General features: G+C 41.1%; 10 protein-coding genes, 1 tRNA gene and 1 riboswitch. Of the genes, 5 read left to right on the forward strand and 6 right to left on the reverse strand.

The genetic code is table 11. From position 1 onward, the window contains the following. Window positions 1-332: 332 nt before the first annotated feature. Window positions 333-551: a DUF4327 family protein gene (locus U2718_RS29635; RefSeq protein WP_342001047.1), complete on the forward strand. Its 219-nt coding sequence runs from the start codon at window positions 333-335 to the stop codon at window positions 549-551. A 295-nt stretch (window positions 552-846) separates the two neighbouring features. Here the strand turns inward: U2718_RS29635 and U2718_RS29640 are convergent, their stop codons facing one another. The 4 genes from U2718_RS29640 to U2718_RS29655 all read right to left on the reverse strand — a co-directional run bounded on the left by U2718_RS29640 (window position 847) and on the right by U2718_RS29655 (window position 7368). After that, window positions 847-2058: an FHA domain-containing serine/threonine-protein kinase gene (locus U2718_RS29640; RefSeq protein ID WP_342001048.1), complete on the reverse strand. Its 1212-nt coding sequence runs from the start codon at window positions 2056-2058 to the stop codon at window positions 847-849. A gap of 335 nt (window positions 2059-2393) precedes the next feature. Beyond that, window positions 2394-4559 (reverse strand): serine/threonine phosphatase, encoded by a 2166-nt coding sequence (locus U2718_RS29645; protein ID WP_342001050.1) that lies wholly within the window; start codon window positions 4557-4559, stop codon window positions 2394-2396. A gap of 277 nt (window positions 4560-4836) precedes the next feature. Next, on the reverse strand, window positions 4837-6510 hold the full coding sequence (locus U2718_RS29650; RefSeq protein WP_342001051.1) for a PAS domain-containing sensor histidine kinase: 1674 nt from the start codon (window positions 6508-6510) through the stop codon (window positions 4837-4839). Window positions 6511-6750: 240 nt separating this feature from the next. Then, entirely contained in the window at window positions 6751-7368 is a 618-nt protein-coding gene (locus tag U2718_RS29655; RefSeq protein WP_342001052.1) for a pseudouridine synthase, read from the reverse strand. A 204-nt stretch (window positions 7369-7572) separates the two neighbouring features. On the opposite strand from U2718_RS29655, the gene U2718_RS29660 reads away from it, so the two are divergent. From U2718_RS29660 to U2718_RS29670, 3 genes are all read left to right on the forward strand, one after another. Then, window positions 7573-8445, forward strand: a complete 873-nt coding sequence (locus U2718_RS29660; RefSeq protein ID WP_342001053.1) for a phosphodiester glycosidase family protein — start codon at window positions 7573-7575, stop codon at window positions 8443-8445. A 99-nt stretch (window positions 8446-8544) separates the two neighbouring features. Then, a riboswitch (TPP riboswitch) is annotated at window positions 8545-8641 on the forward strand. Window positions 8642-8648: 7 nt separating this feature from the next. Continuing rightward, a complete protein-coding gene (gene thiC / locus U2718_RS29665; protein WP_342001054.1) occupies window positions 8649-10022 on the forward strand; it encodes a phosphomethylpyrimidine synthase in 1374 nt (457 codons plus the stop codon). Window positions 10023-10103: 81 nt separating this feature from the next. After that, window positions 10104-11381, forward strand: coding sequence for an FAD-dependent oxidoreductase (locus U2718_RS29670; protein ID WP_342001056.1), 1278 nt, complete (start codon window positions 10104-10106; stop codon window positions 11379-11381). A gap of 106 nt (window positions 11382-11487) precedes the next feature. Here U2718_RS29670 and pyrE read toward each other — a convergent pair whose 3' ends face one another. Beyond that, entirely contained in the window at window positions 11488-12102 is a 615-nt protein-coding gene (pyrE, locus tag U2718_RS29675) for an orotate phosphoribosyltransferase (protein ID WP_342001057.1), read from the reverse strand. Between the two features lie 259 nt (window positions 12103-12361). Between pyrE and U2718_RS29680 the strand changes: the two genes are divergently transcribed. Further along, window positions 12362-12838 carry a hypothetical protein gene (locus U2718_RS29680; RefSeq protein ID WP_342001058.1) on the forward strand — a complete coding sequence of 159 codons (477 nt, stop codon included), beginning with the start codon at window positions 12362-12364 and terminating at the stop codon, window positions 12836-12838. A gap of 197 nt (window positions 12839-13035) precedes the next feature. Here U2718_RS29680 and U2718_RS29685 read toward each other — a convergent pair. Continuing rightward, a tRNA-Ile gene (locus tag U2718_RS29685) sits at window positions 13036-13108 on the reverse strand. Window positions 13109-13289: the final 181 nt, after the last annotated feature.

Below are 13289 nucleotides of genomic sequence, written 5' to 3' on the forward strand. Positions count from 1 at the left end.
AACAGTTCCAGATCCAAACCCATTGTTAAGAGTTCCCCTTTCCTTTGCAAGGGTTCCCTTCTTTCCCGGCAGAGTTGCCCTTTTTATATAACTTATGAGCATTTTTGATGAGCGTCAGCAAAGTTAGGTGAACGTACATTGAGTGTTTTGGTGGTAATTACCGTACAAAACCGAATTTGAGAGCAACTAAGTAGAGTTAATTATGATATAGTAAAGTGGTTAAGACTTGCTTTGCCAAAGTAATCTACTCTACGCATAGGCGATAACTTCCACGCGGAAAGCAGTTTTGATTAAGTATTTTAGGAAACCAAATCTGAATTAACATCGAAGTTATGAATCAGCAAGTGATTCACCCAATGGTGAAATTGCAACGTAACGTGCAATCACTCGTAGACTCAAAAATTATCAAGCCAACTGACAGTATTTGGAAAATAGCTTTGCTTTACGGCAATGAATGGCAACACTGGAAAAAGGAATTACTAGACTTCGGTTTTAGTATGCAAGATCCAGTCAGTGAATTATTGGCAGTAGAAGCTTGGGATGAAGAGTAGCTAGTAGTTGGTAACGGAGCCAGTATGCCCTTAAAAGTTTCTTATAACTTGGGTTTCCCAAAATCCTCAGTTTTGGTAAATAACATAGGGCTTTCAGGTAATAACATCTAAGGTGTGGGTTGAGTTGATTACTCAATCTATAATGCCTGCAAATACTGGCTATATCCGCCTGTAGTTTAGTGTTCTTGAGACTGCTGGCAAACATGAAGAGTAGAAGGCAAAGGAGGCGAAGACAACTCATCACTAACTGCTAATACTTGACTAGTGACTATTGACAAATCACTTATCATGTAAATTATTGGCAATCTGCTAATGCAATAGCTAAATCTTTGGCAGTTTGATAGCGATCGCGTGGCAATGGTTCTGTGACGTGTTCTATTACTTCTCTTAATTCAGGAGTAACAGTAGGAACTTTTGTTAAATCGAACCGGAAGTTACGTCCTTTTTGGCGATAAAACTTGAAAGGATTTTCGCCAGTTAGTAGATAGATTAGTGTCGGCCCAATAGCATACAGATCTGATTGTGTTACGGGTTGTCCCCGTTCTTGTTCAGGTGCGCAATAACCTTCTGCGCCAATACGAGTGCCGGGTGTAGTACCTATTTCTTTGACTGCACCAAAATCCAACACAACTATGCGATTATTAGAGTTTCGCACCATGAGGTTAGCGGGTTTAATATCACGGTGAATGAGTGGAGGATCTTGACTGTGCAGGTAATCTAAAATGTCACAGGTTTGAATCATCCAGGCGATCGCAACAGAAGGTATGACAGGGCCTTTAAGCAAAATCAATTTTTCTAAATCCTGTCCGTGAACTAATTCCATTGCTAGGTATTTTTTTCCGCCTTCTACAAAGAAGTCGTAGTACAAAGGAATACCTGGATGATGAAGAGATTTGAGGGTGTGCGCCTCCCTCTCAAATAATTCACGAGCTTTCGCGATTTTAGCCATATCAGCATTCATCTGCTTTAAGACTAGTAGCTGCGGGTGTCCGGCAATTTCTCCTGTTTTATCCCAAGCTAAATAGGTTGTACCCATACCCCCCTGTCCTAGCGTCCGTAACACTTGATAGTTGCGGATTGTCTGCTGCACAGATATGGGTTGTCCGCAGTGAATACAAAATAGGTTGTTGGGGGAGTTTCCTTCGTGAGTGCAACTGTCGGATGAAGTACTTGATTGGTTTGGGGATGTTTCCTGCTCAATTTGAAACTTGAGAATCGGGCCTCCCCGTGCTAGTTGTAGTAAGGAATTATCTGATAACAGACTTTGAACTATCAAAACTTCATTTATAAAAGTACCGTTTGTACCTTTACTAATTACCTGCCACGAACCACCATTTTGATTAGGACTGAGTTGTCTGATCTCTAAATGATATCGAGACACTAGCGTGTCATTTAAAACAACGTCATTGTCAGTGGAACGACCAACTCGGATTACAGGCTCGTTCTTAAAGTGCCATTGTTGGAGAGGCGTTTTTTTTTGCGGTTCTAGCAGGGTCAGAATAACCACATTACGGATAATTATTAGTAGATAGTAGTTAGTGTAGTAGTAGGGGAGGCAGCGCATTGTAGCGACTACCGTGGGGGTTGAGAAGATAAATTGTTATTTTGAACTAGAGAATAATCAGCAAACCCTTTTGTACAGAAGATAGTAGTTAGTAAAATTACTAGCCTGAAGAGAAAATAGACTGCGTGTGTTTGCGGCTACTCTCTCTTGAGCTTGTGCGCTTAAAGTAGTCGTCTGCAAATAAGGGCAGTGCTGACTCCCCAATTAGGACTGCAAAGAGGGTATCGCACGCCTGTGTAGTGGCTCTTTTCCTGCTTTCCCTTGCTTACCATTTATGATTAACCAGTAACTATTTCCTTTTGACTTTCCAGGTCAGGGCGTACTTTTGCCCGTACAAGTACAACAGTTATGTTGTCATGACCATTGTAATCGTTTGCTACGTTAATTAAGTCTCGGATGCCATCTTCTAAATTTACGCCAGAACTGAGTAAGGGAAGTAGATGAGTCTGCCAATTAGTTTCTAGTAAATCATTATCTGACAAGCCATCTGAAGCTAAGACAAAAAGGGTATCTTCAGATATTTCAAAAAATTTAACATCAGGAATAATAAAATTCTCATCCCGCGGGCCAAGAGCTTGAGTAAGCTGATAAGCATCTGGACGGGCATAAGCCACGCTAGGTTCTACTCCACGAGAAATTTCCCGTCTGCCAACTTCGTGATCTACAGTTACTTGTTCTATACCTCTTTTGCGAGTTACGCAATAAAGGCGACTATCACCGACATGAGCTACTACTGCTTGAGTATTTTGAATTAAGAGCATGACTAAAGTAGTACCCATGCGGCCAATACCAGAACGGGCATCTTGTTGATTTACATCGTAAATTGCCTGGTTGGCTTGCCGTACTGCTTCACGGATGTGTTCTTCTGTAGGCAATTCGCTGGTTATCCAATTAGTTTTAAAGTATTGGCGTATAGTGTTTACTGCTAAAGCACTAGCTACCTCGCCGCCAGCGTGTCCACCCATACCATCACAAAGAATATACAAAGCACGTGCTTGTAAGTTGCGAGTGTTGGGCAATTCCAGCTTTGCTATTTTGGTATCAATGCCAAAGTAGTCTTCATTATGATGTCTTTGTCGTCCAACGTCAGTGAGTCCAGCGTGTTCGAGGCTGATTAACTGCATTGGCAGTACCACTGTTGGCAGATCATCAATTTTTGTGGCAATGTCTTGTTGTTCATTGAATTGCGGAATTGGCGGTGAGTCATGATCTTGATTTGCCGCAGATGTCATATTTGGTTTGTTAGTACTAGAGGGAGCTTGCAGATCAGAAGCGATCGCCTGCAAACGTGATTGTAACTCTAGCAAGGTCTGAATGTTGCCAACCTCCAAATCTCCTAACAGTTGTAACAAAGAGCCAAATTGAGTACGTTGAGACTCTTTAAATAGTTGCTGCCAAACATTTCCTAAAGCTTGGAGGGTTAAATCTTCTGTGGACGTGGTTATTGATTGAGTAACTGGGAGATTTTTTAATGGCTCCACATACAACATTTGTAAGGCTAGTGCTTGGTCTTCATCCAAACGTAGATTGGATAACTTCAAAAGACTTTGACGGCAATTTAATGGTTCTAGCAGCGCCCAGAGTCGGCTCATCTGATACAAATAGTTAATCATCTGCAAAGAACTCGTTTTGTCATCGCGCCACAAGTCAACTAGATAGGGCCAGCGATCGCGGTCTTCAATCACCACTACCTGTATATCTCCTTGCTGCCATGCATCATGAATTGGAGGTATACCTTGGTTAGTGTAAGATTGGAGAGCAATATAAGTTTTAGCAATGTCAGGCAGACTCACAGCTGGGCTTGTTGACGATACTAACTCCAGATTTTGATTGGTTAGCATTGCCTCCAGGAGCGAAATTTGAAACGGCTGACAGTCCAAAACTCGAACGCACCACTGAGTATTAGTGGGCATTTCTTCCAAATTTGGTAGCGATTCTAGCAATTGATAGCGTTTTTGTGGATCTAAATAAGAGCCTTCTGGAAAAGAAGATGGGGCAGAAGGATATACCGAGATAAAGGGGCGGGGTGAGACGGGGGCATTTTCACTTTCCAAATCGCCCTCCAGGTTAATCAGTTGCTCACCACTTTCTGGTTGTGGAAACTGCTTTACATCTCCAACAGTGGGAATATTCTCCAAATCCAGATTGTCCGAGTACACTTCGCCAATGCCATCGAGCGTAGGAGGCGAAGGTTCTAAATCACGCTGTTCTTCTTTTTCGATATTATCAAAGCCTGTTTCCCCTATGACAAAATTCTCTACTTTGGCAATAATCGCCCACCAAATTGTGCCACATTCTGCACCGCAGTTATGACAAATTTGTACATTTAAAGGTACTTCAGCATTACATTCAGAACAGACCTTGTGGGTTAGGGACGCCCCACAGTTTTGACAAAATTTATTGGTATTGGGATTTTCAAATTTACACTGAGGGCAAATCAGCATTGTGGAAGTTCCTTAATTCCCGCTCCAAGGTGCTTTTAACCATTACGATTTAAAGTGCCATCTTCGACACTACTGCCAGCAGCAGATCTACAAATGATTGTAGTTTCACAAGCAGATTTTTGAGGCAGTCTTAATTTTTATGTATGGTCTAGTTAAATTTAGACTAGACAAGTTCTTACAAATAATTGTAACCACCTCTGGAATCTGGAACTGGATTGTAATATTTATTGGTGAGTAGTTACGGTTTCAAAGCTTCTACTTGTGTCGAACTTTCACTTTAAAGTGGTAGTTGAACAGTTAGAGAAGTACAGTTTGACTTACTTTCAACCTCTATTGTTCCTCCTAAATACTTGGTGAGCTTTTGTACCAGTGCTAGTCCTAAACCTGTACCTCCCTGTTTCCAAGGGTCGTTACTGGGGATGCGGTAAAACTTCTCAAAAATATGCGGTAATTCAGAGGCGGGTATTTCTACACCGTAATTACTTACTTGCAATTGAATGCTGTTGACTTTTGCTTGAGCAGCAATGATAATATCTGCTTCTGGTGGACTGAATTTACAAGCGTTAGTGAGCAATTCTATCAAAATGCGCTCTAGACTAAATGGATCGCATAGTAGGGGAGGAAGATTGGAAGCAATCTTCAGGTTTAAATTGTGTTTACAGCCATTGCGATTACGTGCTTTAAATAGCTCTACTACTCGCTCCAACCATTCATTGACTTGAATTTTCTCTAAGACTAAAGGTTTAGTACTGGTATCCAGCCGTTGTAAATCTAGGAAGTTATTTATTAAATTTATTTCTCGTTCACACTCGTTGTTTAAAATTTGGAAATAACGAGCAAATTTTGAGCGTTCGGCATATGGCTTTGCCATTTCTAACAATAAATTATGTTCTTTATTCAGTGCAATTCCCATCATTTGGATCGCCATTTTCATATTAGTTAACGGTGTACGTAATTCGTGGGAAACTGTACTGAGAAATTCGTCTTTAAGACGATTGAATCTTTCTATTTCTTTTAATTGTGTTTGTGCAGCTTTTTGGCTTTTCTTGAGAGCTAACTCTGCTAACTTACGTTCTGTAATATCAATTGCAGACCCTATGTAACCGATAAATTTACCGCTGGAGTTAAACCTTGGAAGTCCTGTATTTAAGATCCATCGGGACTCTCCATCAAGATTCTTTAAGCGATGTTCTATCTGAAATTTTGCACGTATATTAAATGCAGATTCATAAGTTTGCCTACAGAAGTCTTGATCTTCGGGATGTACTTGCTCCAACCAATTAAATTCTTGTTGCTGTTGCCTGGTACTTCCAGTGAATTCTAACCATGATTGATTCAAAAAATTGCATGAACCTTCAGCTCCAGCTACCCACAACATGACTGGCAATGTATTGGCTATCAAATACAGATGTTGCTCATTTTCTTGGAAGCCACAATTAAAAAGTTTTTCCGCAGTGATATCTTCAAATATCATTAGAACCAGTTGATTGTCCTTCCCAGAATCCAATATCCGCGCAACCACTTTTGCCCATTGCATTTTACTAACAGGACAGTTCAAGCGGAATTCCCAACTAGCTTCACTCTCTGGTACTTCCTGAAACAATCGCATTAAGGCGTGAAATAATCTTTGTTGTTCAGACTGAGTGAATAAGTTAAAAACAGGCTTGTGGATTAGTTCTTCTGGAGAATAACCGAGGCTGTTTGCTCCTTGCTTATTCACAGATAAAATAATCCCGTTTCTATCCAAGGTTAAGTACACACAAGGAGTATTTTCATACAGATTACGGTACCATAAGAGTTCGTCTTCAATGCGACGCCGGGTTTCGGATGTGCAAATCTCTACATCTGAAGCTCGTTCTGGTACAAGTTCCAAGCGTGCAGGTGGTACAGGCGCTATATTCTGTTGTTCTTGGCAGGAATGATGCCAGCTAGATGGCTGATTAAGGCTCATAAGACTTAAACTTGCACCCAAGCGCTGGTGTTTACTATGCAAAAAAAATAGAAAATCATTATACTGCTTATAGCGTAATTTTTGGACAAAATCATGAATAAAAACTTATGTAACAGACAGAATCTCTTGTTTTCTATATTTAGCTTTAAACAGTAACTCCGAACACTAGACGTCAGGTATTTAACAATTTGTGTTTATTTTGGTTTAAACAAAGAATAGTTAACTTTATAACTTTTACTATCAGTATTTATACTTTTTTAAGAAGTCCACAGGAAACATCAATTTGTGTAACAATTTTAATTCTCTAGATTTGAGGTCACGCCACTGTCCCGGTTGGAGACCATTTATTTGTAAATGAGCGATCGCTGTCCTCACAAGTCTTAGGGTTGGAAATCCAACAGCTGCGGTCATTCGCCGTACTTGCCGATTTTTGCCCTCTGTCAATTTCATCTCTAACCATGCAGTAGGTACGGTTTTGCGAAATCTAATCGGCGGGTTGCGATCGCTTAAAGAAGGTGCTTCGTTCAAAAGTCGCACCTTTGCGGGTCGAGTGCGGTAATCTTTTATTAATACACCTGCTTCTAGCTTTTTGAGAGCAGTTGGATCAGGAATTCGTTCAACTTGTACCAAATAAGTACGTTCATGTCCAAACTGAGGATCGCAAAGGCGATTTTGCAATTGTCCGTGGTTTGTCAGCAGCAGCAAACCCTCACTATCCCAGTCCAAACGCCCCACAGGATAGACATCAGGAACTTGGATATAGTCTTTTAACGTGCTGCGAGCTGGAGTATCTTGGGTAAATTGGCTGAGGACACCATAAGGTTTGTAGAAGAGGATATATCGATAGTGGTTAGTCATTGATCATTGGTTAGTGGTTAATAGTTAGTTGTTAGTTGTTAATTTTTTATTGCTCCCACTCTCCTCATTTCCCTATCTCCTTGCCCCCATTCTCCTTGTCTGTACTCCACCACTCCCCCCATTACTCCCATCTTGCCTGCAAATTGACAGAAATCATAAGAGTTTAGGCATTTCAATCAAGACAATTGAGTGAGAAGTTATATTATGGCAATTTCCAAGATGTGCCGTCGGTCTTTCCTGTTGTTGGCAGGTGCTGGTTTGGGTAAAGGATTCGCAATGTTACAGCCAGCCGCTGCCAAAACTGTACAAGTAAACAAGGGAAAGATAAATGGTATCTCTTTTTATCGAGTAATTATTGACCTCACTGATCCTAAAACCTTTATTACTATTGGTTTAGCTAATAATGCAACTTTTGCTAATACAGCACAACGTAGCAATGGAGACGAGGATTTTAATCGGATGGTAGCTCGTTATCATGCTGCGGTTGTTGCCAATGGCACATTTTTTGCTAAAAGTTCCCGTAAAACTGTGATGGGCAACATGGTGGCGGGAGGAAGATTTCTGAAGTATAGTAAGTGGGAAAATTTTGGCACTACTTTGGGCTTACGAGTAGGAAATAAACCGGAAATGATCACAGCACGGGTTGATGGCAAACCCAAATGGAAAGAACATTGGTTTTCTATCACTTGTGGCCCTCGACTGCTAAGACGGGGAAAAATCTGGGTGAAACCAAAATTAGAAGGTTTCAAAGATCCCCATGTTTTAGGTATAGCTACACGCGCGGCGATCGGGTTTCCGGCTAGTGGCAAAAAATTGATATTAGTACATTTCGAGAAACCGATTACTTTAGAGCAAGAAGCAAGAGCAATGAGAGCAATTGGTTGTTATGAAGCGATGAATTTAGATGGAGGAACATCGAGGGCTTTAGCCGCAAATGGCAGAATCATAATCCCTGCAAGACGACGTCTGACGAATGCAATCGTAGTGTATGATGCCAAGCACCCAGCTCCTACAGATCTGCGAAAGTCATGGGAGAGGTTTCAGAAAGGTCAGCGCCCTGTAATACCTGGCAGTTAAATTGAAGAGCGATCGCGCTTGTGTATTTACCTATGTAAACTATCCACCTCATGAATTGTTAACTCCTTGCCCCCAGCCATAACTAAAGTGGTACAATCACTACCATGCTAGGGGTGCCTGCATTAAGAGGCTGAGATTACACCCTTAGAACCTGCATCCGGGTAATACCGGCGAAGGGAAGCTGTTTATCGAGGAAAGCAAATATGCGGACAGAATGGGTCGCCAAGCGGCGCGGGCAGAGCAATGTCAGTCAGATGCACTATGCCCGTCAAGGGGTGATTACCGAAGAAATGCACTACGTCGCCCAGCGGGAAAATCTCCCCGTTGAGCTAATCAAAGACGAAGTAGCGCGGGGGCGGATGATTATTCCTGCGAATATCAATCACACCAACTTAGAGCCAATGTGTATTGGCATTGCCTCCAAGTGTAAAGTCAATGCTAATATCGGTGCTTCTCCCAATTCTTCTAACATTGAGGAAGAACTGGCAAAACTCAGACTGGCAGTAAAATATGGTGCTGACACCGTCATGGATCTTTCCACGGGTGGTGGTAATTTGGATGAAATTCGTACTGCCATCATCAATGATTCGCCCGTTCCCATTGGCACAGTGCCAGTCTACCAAGCTTTAGAAAGTGTTCATGGCAGGATAGAAAATCTTACTCCTGATGATTTTCTGGATGTGATAGAGAAGCATGCCCAGCAGGGTGTAGACTACATGACTATCCATGCTGGGATTTTGATTGAATATTTACCTTTAGTTAGAAACCGCATCACTGGCATTGTTTCTCGTGGTGGTGGCATTTTAGCAAGGTGGATGCTCCATCACCACAAGCAAAACCCACTGTATACTCACTACCGTGACATCATTGAGATTTTTAAGAAGTATGACGTCTCATTTAGCTTAGGTGACTCACTGCGTCCTGGTTGTACTCACGATGCTTCCGATGAAGCACAGTTAGCCGAACTCAAAACTCTTGGAAAATTGACCCGCAAAGCTTGGGAACATAATGTACAAGTAATGGTCGAAGGCCCTGGACACGTACCAATGGATCAAATTGAGTTCAATGTCAAGAAGCAAATGGAAGAGTGTTCAGAAGCGCCCTTCTACGTGCTGGGGCCATTGGTAACAGACATCGCTCCTGGTTACGACCACATTACCTCGGCAATTGGTGCAGCAATGGCTGGATGGTATGGTACTGCAATGTTGTGCTATGTAACACCCAAAGAACACTTAGGTCTACCAAATCCTGAAGATGTGCGCAATGGCTTAATTGCCTATAAAATTGCGGCTCATGCAGCTGATATTGCTAGACATCGCCCAGGAGCGAGAGACAGAGATGATCAACTCTCCCATGCTCGTTACAACTTTGACTGGAATCGTCAGTTTGAATTAGCGCTAGATCCTGAAAGAGCTAGAGAATACCATGACGAAACTCTGCCAGCAGATATCTACAAAACTGCTGAATTTTGCTCGATGTGCGGCCCCAAATTCTGCCCGATGCAAACCAAGGTTGATGCTGATGCGCTGACAGAACTAGAAAAGTTCTTGGCAAAAGAAACTGTAACCCAAAGTTAACCTTTTAAATAACGTAGAGGGAGATGGAGAATATGAAAAATTTCTCTGTTAACCTCTGCGTTTTTAAGGGTGAAATTAGGCATGACAAATATTTTGATAATTGGTGCAGGTATTGCTGGTTTAGCAGTTGCCCGCAAACTCCAATCTCATGGCTTTTCAGTTACTGTTCTAGAAGCAAGAAATCGTATAGGCGGCAGAATTTATACTAATAGAAAATTTGATTTTCCTGTAGATTTAGGTGCTTCTTGGATTCATGGAATCAATAAAAATCCGATTACTCAACTAGCGCAAAATTTTAAAGTTCGCATTCAGTATACTGACTTTGAAAATATTCCTGTTTACGGCAGCAATGGTGAACTTGTAGAAGCAAAAGAGTTAGAGAATGCTCGTTTACTGTACAAGCAAATTTTTAGGAAAGCTAAAGCTTTAGGGAAGAATTTAAAGCAAGATATTTCAGTTGCTGAAGCAATACAACGCATATTACTAGAAAAAGAATTTTCTCCCCTACAAAAAACTCTGATGAAATGGTTTTTTACTGGGCGAGAAGTGCAAGAAGGAACAGATTTAGACAGTTACTCGCTGTGGGAATGGGATGAGTATGAAAATTTTGCAGGTGGTAATTACCTAATTACTAACGGATATGACGACATTATTCAGGGGTTGGCAAAAGGTATTGATATTCGCCTACAAAAAAAAGTTATTGATATTAAATATGACGATAAAAGCGTATCAGTGAAAACTGATTCTGGAATTTTTGCTGGCGATGCAGTTGTGATTACTTTACCTTTAGGAGTATTAAAATCAGCTAGCGTAGCTTTTTCTCCTCCCCTGCCTGAAAGCAAACTTATAGCTATTAATCGCCTTGATATGGGAGTTTTGAATAAGGTAGTTTTGAAGTTCTCGAAAGTTTTTTGGTTAGAAAATCATGACGCGATCGGCTATGCTAGCCAGATGGAAAATGATTTCTCGGACTTTTTGAATTTAAAGCGGTACATTGAAGTACCTGTACTGGTGGCTTTGACTGGTGGAAAATTTGCCCGTAGTCTGGAGATTTTATCTGAGGTAGAGGTTGGAGAGCGGGCAATGAAAGTACTACGGCGAATGTACGGCAATACTATACCAGATCCGGAAGTAGTAATCAGAACAAAATGGGCTACCGATCCTTTTGCTTGCGGTTCTTATTTAACAATGCCTGTAGGCGCTAAAGCAAGCGATCGCACTACCTTAGCTGCACCTGTAGAAAATCGCCTCTTTTTTGCCGGAGAAGCAACTTCACAGCAGTATCCATCCACTGTGCATGGTGCTTATCTCTCCGGACTAAGGGAGGCTGAACGTATCATCGAAGAATTTGCAGTTTAGTTGTGATACTTAGTTGCAATTCCGAGGTAGTATTTCTCCCCCTGCCCCCCTGCCTGCCAAAACTAATATGTTTGAACGCAACTTGGTATGAGCAGCCAATGTCTACTTAAATTTGTTTATATCGCTCTTGTATCTCCGCAATTGTAAACACTGCTTGAAATTCTAACCCTACTGACTGGTAAAACTCTGCTCCACCCTGTTGGCGGTCTACCAGAGATATTACTTGATTGACAGTATATCCTGCTACTCTTAATCGTTCCACTGCTTTCATGGCAGATTGTCCGGTAGTAACGACATCTTCCAAAACCACTACTTTTGCACCTTCTGGCAAATTAGGGCCTTCTATATATGCCTTGGTTCCGTGTCCCTTAGCTTCTTTACGAATAATCAGCGCTAGAATTGGCCGATGTTCGTAAGCAGAAACTACACTCACGGCACTGACGATTGGATCTGCTCCTAATGTCAATCCCGCTACTGCTTGAGTATCAGGTGGTAAGAGTGATAAGAGAATACGACCAATTGCCAAAGCACCTTGGGGATGAAGAGTTACCTGCTTGCCATTGATGTAATAGGAACTCGGTTGTCCGGAAGAGAGAACAAAATCGCCCTCTTGATATGCCAGTTGGCAAAATAAATCTAGTAATTTGTGACGCAGGGTTTTTAAATCGGCAGTATCTGCCCAAAAATCAGATGGGGTAAGGGTTTGAGCTGAAGAAGTCATTACAAAAGCTTAAAAATTGTGTTAAACCAAAGGTTGAACTACTAAGTAAGAGGGTGTAACAAATAATAACTATGCTGATTACTAGCAGTAAGTAGTTAGTTATCGCTGTAGGCGCTTAAGTTTACTCTACGTGAGGTATCTCATTAATAGTAGGACATCAAGCTCCGCTCGGAAATCATATTTGTTTGCACCAACCCTACCAAGAGTTCTGAGAATAAGCATAAGTTAAAATTCGTACCAACAAATAGGAGTAAGAAACATGGCTTTAAAATTAAAAGGCTTGGGTGGTTTATTGGTTATGTTTACTAGTGCGATCGCAGCCCCGTCTGTAGTTGCAGAGACACAAGCACCCAACTATGAATATGAAATACCCACAGAAGTAATTGAGCGAGCTTTTTTTGAAAATTCTCCCAATTTCTACAACGGTAACAACATTAAAAGCCAGATAGACTTAATCCTCGGCCCTGGTTCGTTGTTCCGAAACTCCTTCCCGGAAAATAAAATTGCAAGAGATGCTGAATTAATCAATATTGTCTATCAGGACACCCTCTACCAACAGGTTAGTAGTGACCCTTATCTTCGCACACCAGATTTACCGAATCCTTATAACACTTCGCTGTTAATGTCTCCTAGTTTGAATGCCAATCAACTAAAACTAGGAACTGAGTATCGCTTTGAGGAGACGCAATCTCGTCTCAAATCCGACTATGAGAGGTCAGGAAAAAACAGTCAATAGTCTTCTGTTGAACAGATATTACTACTTTGGTTTTAAAAATAAGCTAGTTTAGAGGTTGATTAATCAAAGAGTTTTCATCAATTATGGTGAAACCCTGATGGTAATTCAACCTTTCCATAAATTTCGGACTATATTTTTAGATATAAACCTAAATTTAAAATCTTTTGGAACCTTTTCATAGTTCATTAAAAAATAAATCCAGGGTGCAGGAGTTGAACCTGCCTAGGGCGAATTATGAGTTCGCTGCCTCAACCGCTCGGCCAACCCTGGTTACAACTTGTTGATTTTAGCATAATTTTACTACTTGTGTACCTCAAAAGTAGCTGATCAAATTTTTTGAGTAGATAATTTAGGTAGTGCGATCGCACAGACTAATACTTAAACTAAGTTTCTTTAAGAATTTAGGTAAACTAATTCAGTACTTTGAAATAAACTAGCATTCTTCTGCCAT

The sequence above is a fragment of the Chlorogloeopsis sp. ULAP02 genome (assembly GCF_038404745.2).
Taxonomy (GTDB): Bacteria; Cyanobacteriota; Cyanobacteriia; order Cyanobacteriales; family Nostocaceae; genus Chlorogloeopsis.

Excerpts from the sequence above, each read along its gene's own strand:
- pyrE (WP_342001057.1), bottom strand. The coding sequence starts at position 12,102 with ATGACTTCTTCAGCTCAAACCCTTACCCCATCTGATTTTTGGGCAGAT.
- thiC (WP_342001054.1), top strand. The coding sequence starts at position 8,649 with ATGCGGACAGAATGGGTCGCCAAGCGGCGCGGGCAGAGCAATGTCAGT.
- U2718_RS29670 (WP_342001056.1), top strand. The coding sequence starts at position 10,104 with ATGACAAATATTTTGATAATTGGTGCAGGTATTGCTGGTTTAGCAGTT.
- U2718_RS29635 (WP_342001047.1), top strand. The coding sequence starts at position 333 with ATGAATCAGCAAGTGATTCACCCAATGGTGAAATTGCAACGTAACGTG.
- U2718_RS29655 (WP_342001052.1), bottom strand. The coding sequence starts at position 7,368 with ATGACTAACCACTATCGATATATCCTCTTCTACAAACCTTATGGTGTC.
- U2718_RS29660 (WP_342001053.1), top strand. The coding sequence starts at position 7,573 with ATGGCAATTTCCAAGATGTGCCGTCGGTCTTTCCTGTTGTTGGCAGGT.
- U2718_RS29650 (WP_342001051.1), bottom strand. The coding sequence starts at position 6,510 with ATGAGCCTTAATCAGCCATCTAGCTGGCATCATTCCTGCCAAGAACAA.
- U2718_RS29645 (WP_342001050.1), bottom strand. The coding sequence starts at position 4,559 with ATGCTGATTTGCCCTCAGTGTAAATTTGAAAATCCCAATACCAATAAA.
- U2718_RS29680 (WP_342001058.1), top strand. The coding sequence starts at position 12,362 with ATGGCTTTAAAATTAAAAGGCTTGGGTGGTTTATTGGTTATGTTTACT.